The following is a 1,118-nucleotide window of genomic DNA, read 5'->3' on the forward strand; positions in this document are numbered from 1 at the left end:
ACACGCTGGCGACGCGCGGCGTGCGCGCCCATCTGATCGAGATCGCCGATCCGGCGGAGGAAGAATTTCCCTATGCCGGCCGTACCGAATTCCAGGACCCCGAGACGGGCGCCAAGCTGACCGCCGGCCGCGCCGAGACGCTGCGCGACGACTACCGCACCCTCTACAATGCGCGGCGCGATGAATTGTCGCGTTGGGCGCGGAAGCTCGGCTGGAGCTACACCGTCAACCACACCGACAGGCTGGCCTCCGAAGCGCTGGTGCGCGTTCATCTGGCAATGAGCCAGGGGAGCCGCTGATGGGTTTCCTGCCGCTCTCCTTCGGACTGCCGGCGGTGCTGGCCGGGCTTCTGGCCCTGCCGGTGATCTGGTGGCTCCTGCGCCTGACGCCGCCGAAGCCGCAGGCGGAAGCCTTTCCGCCGCTGAAGATCCTCGCCCGCGTGCTGCGCAAGGAGGAAACGCCGCATCAGAGCCCCTGGTGGCTGACGCTGCTGCGCCTGGCAATGGCGGCGCTGATCATCCTTGCGCTGGCCGAGCCGGTGTTCAATCCGCGCGAACGGGTCTCGACCGGCGGCAATGCGGTCGCGATCGTCATCGACAATGGTTGGGCCGCCGCGCCCGACTGGGCGATGCGCGTGGCGACCGCCGAAAGGCTGATCGCCGATGCGGAAGCCGAAAATGCGCCAGTCCTGCTCGCCTTCACCGTCGATGCGCCCAATGCCGAGATCGGCCCGTTCGATGCGCAGGCCGCCCGTGAACGGCTCAACGCGGCCGAGGCGCAGCCGGTGCCGGTCGACCGCGCGGCGGCCTTCGCGCGCGTCGCGCAGGCGATGACCGACATGCCGAACGCCTCCGTCGCCGTGCTGTCGGACGGGCTGGCGAGCGAGGCCGACGAGGCGGCGTTCGACGCGCTTCTCGCCGATGCCGGCGAACTGATCTGGGCGAGCCCGCAGGGCGTGACCGAGATCGGCCTGACGGCGACCGCCAACGAACCCGACGCCTTCGTGGTCGAGGCCGTGCGGCCGACGAGCGAGGTGGGCCCGCGCCAGGCGATGGTGGCGGCGCTGGACGATCGCGGCCGGCGGATCGCGGAGGCGCAGCTTTCCTTCGGCGCCGGCG

General features: G+C 70.8%; 1 protein-coding gene and 1 pseudogene. Both read left to right on the plus strand.

The window, feature by feature from the left end; translation table 11 throughout:
* Window positions 1–299, plus strand: a pseudogene (locus tag PZ895_RS11370) (DUF58 domain-containing protein); the annotation flags it as partial.
* Window positions 299–1,118: BatA domain-containing protein (locus PZ895_RS11375; protein ID WP_275839111.1), on the plus strand; the 820-nt coding region annotated here is incomplete at its 3' end. The pseudogene PZ895_RS11370 and the gene PZ895_RS11375, both read left to right, overlap by 1 nt.

Origin of the sequence: Mesorhizobium sp. YIM 152430 (assembly GCF_029210365.1) — a bacterium.
GTDB lineage: Bacteria > Pseudomonadota > Alphaproteobacteria > Rhizobiales > Rhizobiaceae > Aliihoeflea.